Source organism: uncultured Aquabacterium sp. (assembly GCF_913773725.1).
Taxonomy (GTDB): domain Bacteria; phylum Pseudomonadota; class Gammaproteobacteria; order Burkholderiales; family Burkholderiaceae_C; genus Aquabacterium.
Map to the genome: position 1 here is coordinate 1 of NZ_CAJYGK010000126.1, position 8,776 is coordinate 8,776.

Annotated in this window: 6 protein-coding genes and 1 pseudogene; 3 read left to right on the forward strand and 4 right to left on the reverse strand. The window is 66.8% G+C overall.

Translation table 11 applies throughout. From position 1 onward, the window contains the following. From QZ709_RS15415 to dcd, 3 genes are all read right to left on the reverse strand, one after another. A partial coding sequence (locus QZ709_RS15415; RefSeq protein WP_294638279.1) for a PHP domain-containing protein occupies positions 1-384 on the reverse strand: 384 nt, incomplete at its 3' end. Between the two features lie 51 nt (positions 385-435). Then, positions 436-819 carry an iron chaperone gene (locus tag QZ709_RS15420; RefSeq protein WP_294638280.1) on the reverse strand — a complete coding sequence of 128 codons (384 nt, stop codon included), beginning with the start codon at positions 817-819 and terminating at the stop codon, positions 436-438. 273 nt (positions 820-1,092) lie between these two features. Further along, on the reverse strand, positions 1,093-1,662 hold the full coding sequence (dcd, locus tag QZ709_RS15425) for a dCTP deaminase (protein WP_294638281.1): 570 nt from the start codon (positions 1,660-1,662) through the stop codon (positions 1,093-1,095). Between the two features lie 168 nt (positions 1,663-1,830). On the opposite strand from dcd, the gene QZ709_RS15430 reads away from it, so the two are divergent. Then, a complete protein-coding gene (locus tag QZ709_RS15430) occupies positions 1,831-3,078 on the forward strand; it encodes a nitrate/nitrite transporter (protein ID WP_294638282.1) in 1,248 nt (415 codons plus the stop codon). On the opposite strand, the gene QZ709_RS15435 is transcribed toward QZ709_RS15430, so the two are convergent. Beyond that, positions 3,035-4,771, reverse strand: coding sequence for a bifunctional protein-serine/threonine kinase/phosphatase (locus tag QZ709_RS15435; protein ID WP_294638283.1), 1,737 nt, complete (start codon positions 4,769-4,771; stop codon positions 3,035-3,037). The genes QZ709_RS15430 and QZ709_RS15435 overlap by 44 nt on opposite strands. 184 nt (positions 4,772-4,955) lie before the next feature. Between QZ709_RS15435 and QZ709_RS15440 the strand changes: the two are divergent. Both QZ709_RS15440 and QZ709_RS15445 read left to right on the forward strand, forming a co-directional pair. Then, positions 4,956-6,176 (forward strand): annotated as a pseudogene (locus tag QZ709_RS15440) (FAD-dependent oxidoreductase); the annotation flags it as partial. Between the two features lie 178 nt (positions 6,177-6,354). Then, on the forward strand, positions 6,355-8,776 hold a 2,422-nt coding region (locus tag QZ709_RS15445), incomplete at its 3' end, for a molybdopterin oxidoreductase family protein (RefSeq protein ID WP_294638284.1).

An 8,776-nucleotide genomic window follows, 5' to 3' on the forward strand; every position in this document is an offset into this window, starting at 1 on the left:
CAACGCGCCTTCGAAAGCACCGGGAATGCCGACGCGGGCGAGGTCGTCCGCCATGTCACGGGCGCGGCGTTCGCGCCCGCCGCGGGTGGCTGCCAGCCCCTGAACAAGGTCCGGGTCATCCGGGTCGAAGCCCAGACCGACGATGTGAACCGTCTTGTCGGCGAAGGTCACGGAGATCTCGGTCCCCGTGAGGTAATCCATGCCGAGTGCGTGGGCCGCAGCCCGTGCACGGTGCTGCCCGCCCACCTCGTCGTGGTCCGTCAGCGCCCACAACTCCACACCGTTCCCGTGGGCACGCTGGGCCACCGCCTCCGGCGTCAGGGTGCCATCCGAAACGTTGGAGTGGCAATGCAGATCGGCATTCATGAGGTGGGGCGCAGACATCGTTATGACATCGTAGCAAGCGCTTCGACGCGCAGGGGCCGCCCGGTCCGATTAACCCCAACGCGGGGAGGACCGCCCCCACACCTGCAACGACGCGAGCGTGAGTTCTCGCACGAGCTGGTCGTTGACCGGCTGGCGATAGCGGATCTTGATGTGGCGCATGCCCTTGCCCGCTCCGTCCAGCTCCGGAAAATCCGCTACCAGCTGGACCCCGTTGAAGATCTGGAGGTGGGCGTGCATCTTGTGGAGCACGATGGCCATGACATTGTCGCCATCGTTCATGAAGCACAGGTTGCCCCACTTCACCTCAGGGCGCAGGTGCGGCGCAGCCGAGACAATGGCTTTGTGCATGGCCTGGGCCGTGTCGCGCTGCTCGGGACGCAGGCTGTCGTAGAACGCGTTGATCAACGCAGGAGACTGAAGCGGTCGGCGCATGGGGGAAAGGCCCGGAAAATTGGTACTGCTGGAACGACACCGCGTGCCTGCCCCCTCCCCGAGACGTCAACGTCTCCAGCGCGGGCACGCGAACCCGGGGGCCTCCACCTGTCTGTCTTTTCTGTGTGTTTCCGACTTCAACGGCGAGCCACCCCGGCGCACGGACTGGTGCCAGAGGGTGTCTGACCAGGCCGGGCGAGATTGTAACGTTCCGTTAAGCGCCGCTCATCCTTGAGATGGGTGGACCCCTTCTGCGTTATCGGCCGGCCTGCCTCAGGTCTTAGGCAAGGTGACGCCCCGTTGGCCCTGGTATTTGCCACCTCGGTCACGGTAACTCGTCTCGCACACCTCGTCGCTTTCGAAGAACAGCACCTGGGCGCAGCCTTCGCCCGCATAGATCTTCGCGGGCAGCGGGGTGGTGTTGCTGAATTCGAGCGTGACGTAGCCTTCCCACTCGGGCTCGAAGGGCGTGACGTTCACGATGATGCCGCAGCGGGCATAGGTACTCTTGCCCAGGCAGATGGTCAGCACGTTGCGCGGGATGCGGAAGTACTCGACCGTGCGGGCCAGCGCAAAGCTGTTGGGCGGAATGATGCAGACGTCGCTGTGGATGTCGACGAAACTCTTCTCATCAAAGTTCTTCGGGTCGACCACCGTGGAGTGGATGTTGGTGAAGACCTTGAACTCGGGCGCACAGCGGATGTCGTAGCCGTAGCTCGACGTGCCGTAGCTGACGATCTTCTGACCCGTGGCCGACTGGCGGATCTGCCCTGGCTCGAAGGGCTCGATCATGCCGTGCTCTTCAGCCATGCGGCGAATCCAGCGGTCTGACTTGATGCTCATGGATGCATTGCTCCTGTTCTGACAGGCATGATTGTCTCCGATCAAGCATGCTTGGCGCACCGCCGCCGGCATCCGACTTCGCGCACAGTCTTGGCACGCATCTCGCTTCAAAACGGGGACATACAACAGCACGACACCCACGATGGTGCGTGCACCGCTGAGGTTCCCATGTCAGATTACAAGGCCTTTCTGAGGTCGGGCCATGCTCCGACCCTGCTCGCTTCCTTTCTGTATTTCGATTTCACCTTCGCGATCTGGGTGCTCAATGGCGCGATGGCGCCGTTCATCAGCGAGACCTTCTCGCTGACTCCAGCCGAGAAGGGCTTCATGATTTCGGTGCCCATCCTGGCCGGTGCGCTGATGCGCTTCCCGCTGGGGCTGCTGTCGCAGTACATCGGACGCAAGAGCGCGGCCATGGTCGAAATGGGGCTCATCGTGCTGGCCCTGGCCTACGGCTACTTCTTCGTCGACACGCACAGCGAAGTGATCGCCATGGGCGTGCTGCTCGGCATCGCGGGTGGCAGCTTCGGCATCGCGCTCTCGCTGGGATCAGGCTGGTTTCCGCCGCGCTACAAGGGCCTGGCGATGGGCATTGCCGGTGCAGGCAACAGTGGCACGGTGCTGGCCGTGCTGTTCGCACCGCCGCTGGCGGCGAAGTTCGGTTGGCAAGCGGTGTACGGCCTGGCGGCGTTCACGATGCTGTTGCCCATGGCAGTGATGGCGGTGCTGGCCAAGGAGCCACCCGATCGAGAACACCAGACCCTGAGGGAGCACACGGCCTGCCTGTACGAAAAGGATGGCTGGGCTTTCAGCCTGATCTACGTGGTCACCTTCGGTGGCTTCATCGGGCTGGCCAATTTTCTGCCCACCTACTTCTACGACCAGTTCCACGTGACGAAGGTGGAAGCCGGTCAACTGACGATGCTGGCCACGCTGATGGGTTCGGCCACGCGTGTGGTTGGCGGCTGGCTGTCCGACCGCTGGGGCGGGATCAACACCTTGACCGCGGTGCTGGTGTTTGTCGTCGTGACGTTGGTGGTGTGCGGCACCATGGGCCAGCATCTGGCACCCACCACACTGCTGTTCATGCTGTGCTTTGCCGCGTTGGGCGCAGGCAATGGCGCGCTGTTCCAGTTGGTGCCCCTGCGCTGGCCGCTCACCACCGCCGTGGCGGGTTCGATGATCGGTGAGCTGGGTGCGCTGGGCGGCGGCTTCATCCCGAATGCCATGGGGCTGTCGAAGCAGCACTTCGGCACCTACTTCTACGGCTTTCTGGTCTTCGCGCTGGTGGGCGTGGCCGTGCTGGTGATGATGCGTGTGATGCAGATCCGCTGGACGCGGACCTGGGCAGAGAAAGGCGGTCGCGCCCGGGTCAATGTGGCAGAAACAAGGCCCAGTACAGCAAGAGCACGTTGAACAGCAAGGAGCAGGCAAAGGCAACGCGCCACACGGTCGCCGGGTCACGTACCAGCAAGGGTGAGGCCGGCACCGCGTTGAGCGGGCGCGAGGCCCCCCGCTCCAGTGCCAGCAGCATTTCCTCGGCCGTTTCGAATCGCTGCTTCGGATCGCGCGCCACAGCCTTGAGCACGATGTGGTCGAGCCAGATCGGCACATCGGGACGCCAGCGTGATGGCGCCTGCGGATCGCGGCGATATCGGCCGGTCTGGTAGGGTTCGATCTCGCCATAGGGCAGTCGCCCCGTGAGCCACACGTACAGCGACACCCCCATGGCGAAGAGGTCGCCAGCCGATGTGGCGCGGGCTTGCTGAGGGTCGTCGCTCCACAGTTCCGGGTTCATGTAGCTGGGCGTGCCCGCGTGAAGCAGGCGCACCGCCTCGGGCTCCTTGCCCGACAGTGCGGCACCCAGGTCGAGGATGCGCCATTGGCCGTCATCGCCCAGATGCAGGTTGTCGGGCTTGATGTCGCGGTGGATGACCCCGTGTTGGTGCAGGTGTCCCAGCGCACGCACCAGCATGGTGGCTCCAGCGACGACCTCGGCCACGCTGAAGCGTCGGCCCGACGCCAGCATGTGAGCCAGGCTGTCGCCGGACAACCAATCCGACAGCATGTAGAAGGCGGTGGGGGCCGCCGGCTCGGTCACGTGCAGCAGCCCGGGTGCGCGGCGCTCGGACACGCGGGCCGCGAGCCAAGCCTCGTGGGCCAGCATGGCGCACTCCTGCGGATCCCCTGCACGGGCTTCGTGCAGCGTCTTGAGGGCGTGAAGCTGCCCGGTCTGCATGTCGCGCACTCGGTAGACCCGATGCACGCCATTGCTGAAGACACTGGCTTCCACTGCAAGGCCATCCAGGATGTCGCCCTCCCTGAGACGGGCCGGCACCGGCAGCTGACGGCCTCGGCGGCTCATGTCGTCCAGCGTAGCCTGATCCAACCCGCGCACACGGACCACCAGCGCCGTGGCGTTGTCGCGCCCGCCTCCGGTCAGAGCCCGCGCCACCAGAGCCTGGCTCGCCTCCTGAGCGCTGCCTTGGCGCGCCAGCTTCGAGAGTGCCTCGCTCGACAGCACTCCATGCACGCCATCGCTGGTGAGCACAAAGGTGTCGCCAACCTGAAGCTCGCCCTCCAGGTAGTCCACCCGCAGCCCATCGTCCAGCCCCACCGCGCGGGTTAGGCCGTTCTGGAAGTCGTGGACGCCCAGCGTGTGATCCTGCGTGAGTTGAAGGCAGTCGTCGCCCCTCAGCAGGTAGGCCCGGCTGTCGCCTACATGGGCCAGGGTGTAGCCGTGGGCACGCAGGACCAGGGCCGTCAAGGTGCACATGGCGGCGCCGCCGACCTCCCCTGCTGGTGCCCGTTGCTTCTGCCTGCGGCGGTTGTGGCCCACCAGCCAGGCGTTCTGCGCCGCGATCAGCCGGTCCAGCGCCACGGTGCTGTCCCAGGTGGCCGGCGTGGCATACCAGTCGCGCAGCAGGCCCATCACGGTGGTCTGGGCCGCCTCGCGCCCCAGCCCGCCGGACGATACGCCATCGGCCAGGGCCGCGATGACGCCCCACGCGCCCTCATGAGCAGCGGGCCGGTTCACGCCGGCGAAATCTTCCATGGCTGATCGGGGCCCACGCTCGCTGGCGTAGCCGATCTCGACGTCGAAACTCATGTGACCTCAGCGTGTTCTTGTCAGTTGCGCAGCCACCACCGCACCGCATTGGTGCCAGCATCTGCGCTCGCAGACGGGAATGCAAGTTTCCCGCCCAGGCTCGGTGCACGCGTCCCGCTGGCCCCTTCCTTGCATGCCGGGTGCCCATAAAACGATTCCAAAATCCCGCTGATGGAGCACACACATGGCCAGGCTCAAACTGGTGATGGTCGGCAACGGCATGGCCGGTGTCCGCACCCTCGAAGAACTGTTGAAGGTGGCGCCGGATCTGTATGAGATCACGGTGTTCGGCGCCGAACCCCACCCGAACTACAACCGCATTCTGCTGTCGCCGGTGCTGGCGGGCGAGCAGACGCTGGACGAGATCATCCTCAACCCGCTGCAGTGGTATGCGGATCATGGCATCACCCTGCATCTGAACCGAAAGGTCGTTGACGTCGATCGCCGCCGCCGGGTGGTGGTGGCCGATGATGGCACCGAGGCGGCCTACGACCGGCTGTTGATCGCCACGGGCTCCAGCCCCTTCATCCTGCCGGTTCCCGGCAAGGAACTGACGGGTGTGATGGCCTATCGCGACATCGCCGACACCAACCGCATGATCGAGACGGCCCGAACCCACCGCCACGCCGTGGTGATCGGCGGGGGGCTGCTGGGGCTGGAGGCCGCCAACGGGCTGATGCTGCGGGGCATGACGGTCACCGTGGTGCACATCGCCCCCTGGTTGATGGAGCGCCAACTGGATCAGAAAGCGAGCCAGTTGCTGCAGCGGTCGCTTGAAGACCGGGGCATGCGCTTTCGCATCGGTGCGCACACCGAAACCCTGCTGGGCGGCGAGGATGGCCGCGTGAAGGCGGTGCGCTTCAAGGACGGCACCGAGGTCGAGGCCGATCTGGTGGTGATGGCCGCGGGCATCCGCCCCAACACCGAGCTGGCCCGACACATCGGGCTGCGATGCGACCATGACGGCCGCGGCGGGATCTCGGTGACCGACACCATGCAGACGCTGACCGACCCGCGCATCTACGCTGTGGGCGAATGCGCTTCGCACCGCGGCGTGGCCTACGGCCTGGTGGCGCCCTTGTTCGAACAGGGCAAGGTCTGCGCCACACACCTGGCGCAGTTCGGCATCGGCCAGTACAAGGGCTCGCAAACGTCCACCAAGCTGAAGGTCACGGGGATCGATCTGTTTTCCGCAGGCGATTTCATGGGTGGCGAGGGCACCGAAGAGATCGTGCTGACCGACCCTTATGGCGGGGTCTACCGCAAGCTGGTGCTGCGGGGCGACAAGCTGGTGGGAGCGTGCCTGTATGGCGACACGACTGACGGCAGCTGGTACTTCAAGCTGATTCGCGAGGGCACACCGATTGCGGCGCTGCGAGGGCAACTGATGTTCGGCGAGCCCGCCGCACCGGTCGGTGCGCAGGCCGCTTCGGCCAGCGCATCGCCCACACACGCTGAAGCCCTGGCCGCCTGACGCCCGGGCTCACGACAGAAGAAGCGGTCACGACGCGCCGCTTCACACGACACGAGGCCACCCCACGCAGGGCGGCCCATTCCCGCTGAGCAGACAGAGAGACCTTGCCATGAGCACACCCGCCCCCGAGGCCACCGTGACCCGTGCCACCTGCCCCTACTGCGGCACGGGCTGCGGCGTCCTGATCGAATCGCGACAGGGACGCATCATCCAGGTGAAGGGCGACCCGCAGCACCCTGCCAACTTCGGCCGGCTGTGCACCAAGGGCAGCACCCTGCACCTGACCGCGGCCGACCATGTGAGCCGGCAAGCCCGACTGCTGACGCCCATGGCACGGGCCACGCGCGGCGCCGAGCCCACCCCGTTGAGCTGGGACACCGCCCTGGAGCAGGCGGCCGACCGGTTCGCCCGGATCATCCGTGAACATGGCCCGCAGGCGGTGGGCTTCTACGGCTCGGGCCAGTTGCTCACCGAGGACTATTACGTGCTCAACAAGCTGGTGAAGGGCTTGATCGGCACGAACAACCTCGACACCAATTCGCGGCTGTGCATGAGCAGTGCCGTGGCCGGCTACAAAGCCACGCTGGGCGCCGACGCGCCTCCCGCCTGCTACGACGATTTCCAGCACGCGCAGACGCTGTTCATCGTCGGGGCCAACACGGCCTGGGCCCATCCCATTCTGTTCCGCCGGATCGAAGACGCACGCAAGGCCAATCCGGAGATGAAGCTGATCGTGGCCGACCCCCGGCGCACAGAGACGGCGGACATGGCCGATCTGTTCCTGCCGATCCGGCCAGGCACCGACGTGGCGCTGTTCCACGGGATGCTGAACGTGCTCATCAGCGAGGGACTGACGGACCCCGACTACATCGCCCGGCACACGCAGGGCTTCGAAGCGCTTGCCACCTTGGTGCAGGACTGGACACCTCAGCAGGCTGCCGCCACCTGCGGGATCCCGGTCGACGACCTGGTGCTGGCCGCTCGCTGGATGGGATCGCACACGCCGAGTCTGTCGCTGTATTGCCAGGGGCTCAACCAGAGCAGCCGCGGCACCGACAAGAACGCGGCCCTGATCAACCTGCATCTGGCAACCGGCCAGATCGGCAAACCCGGTGCCGGCCCCTTCTCGCTGACGGGTCAGCCCAATGCCATGGGCGGCCGCGAGGTGGGTGGCATGGCCAACTTGCTGAGCGCCCACCGCGACCTGGCCAACCCCGCGCACCGCGAAGAGGTCGCGGCCCTGTGGGGCGTGGACGAGGTGCCGGCCCAGCCCGGGCTGACCGCGGTGGAGATGTTCGAAGCGGCGGCACGGGGCGAGATCAAGGCCTTGTGGATCGCCTGCACCAACCCGGCCCAGTCCTTGCCCGACCAGGCCACGGTGCGGGGGGCGCTGGCGCGCGCCGAGTTTGTCGTGGTGCAGGAGGCGTTTGCGACCACGGCCACCTGCGCCCACGCCGACCTGCTGCTGCCCGCCACCACCTGGGGCGAGAAGGATGGCACCGTGACCAACAGCGAGCGCCGCATCAGCCGGGTCCGCCCTGCCGCGGGGCCCTCGGGCGAGGCCCGCCATGACTGGTTCATCTTCACCGACTTCGGGCGGCGGCTGGAAGCCCGGCTGCCCGACCGCACCGCACGCTACCGCGCCGGAACCCGCACGCTGTTTCCCTACACCTCGCCGGAATCGGTGTGGAACGAGCACCGCGAAAGCACCCGCGGCCGCGATTTGGACATCACCGGGCTCAGCTACGCCTTGCTGGACAGCGCCGGCCCGCAACAGTGGCCCATGCCGCAGGGTGCCGCCCAGGGCACGGCGCGCCTCTACACCGACGGCGTGTTCCCGACAGCCGATGGGCGCGCCCGGTTTGCCGCCATGCCTTATGAGCCGGTCGCGGAAGCGCAGGATGCGGCTTACCCGTTCAGCCTGAACACCGGTCGCCTGCGCGACCAGTGGCATGGCATGAGCCGCACCGGCACGCTGGGGCGGCTCTTCGGCCATGTGAGCGAACCTGTGGTCGAGGTGAACCCGCAGGATCTGGCCCGTCTGGGTCTGCAGGACGGGGCGCTGGTGTCGGTGCGCTCGCGCCGCGGCGAGGTGATCGTGCCCGCCCAGGCGAACGACGGCATGGCCGAAGGCCAGGCCTACATCGCCATGCATTGGGGCGCGGAATACCTGGGGGGCGCCGACGCCGACGGGCTGCCTCGCCAGGGCGTGAACGCGCTGACGCAGCCGCGCTTCTGCCCCACGTCCAAGCAGCCCGAACTCAAGCATGCGGCCGTGCGCATCGAACCGGCCACCCTGCCCTGGCGGCTCACGGCGCTGGTCTGGCTGCCCGCAGACCAGGCCCTGGCCGTCAGAGAGGCGCTCAAGCCCCTGATGACCGCCTTCCCCTTTGCCAGCTGCGTGCCCTTCGGGCGCGAGGGCGATGAAACGGGCCCCGGCAGCCGGGTCGGCGTGCTGTTTCGTGCGGCCGCGGCCACGGCGGCCGACGAGGCCCTGCTGGCGCGCCTGCTGGCGCTCATGGGGCTGGCTG

Bases quoted from the DNA above. Each gene is read 5' to 3' on its own strand.
- QZ709_RS15420 (WP_294638280.1), bottom strand. From the start codon at position 819: ATGCGCCGACCGCTTCAGTCTCCTGCGTTGATCAACGCGTTCTACGAC.
- dcd (WP_294638281.1), bottom strand. From the start codon at position 1,662: ATGAGCATCAAGTCAGACCGCTGGATTCGCCGCATGGCTGAAGAGCAC.
- QZ709_RS15430 (WP_294638282.1), top strand. From the start codon at position 1,831: ATGTCAGATTACAAGGCCTTTCTGAGGTCGGGCCATGCTCCGACCCTG.
- QZ709_RS15435 (WP_294638283.1), bottom strand. From the start codon at position 4,771: ATGAGTTTCGACGTCGAGATCGGCTACGCCAGCGAGCGTGGGCCCCGA.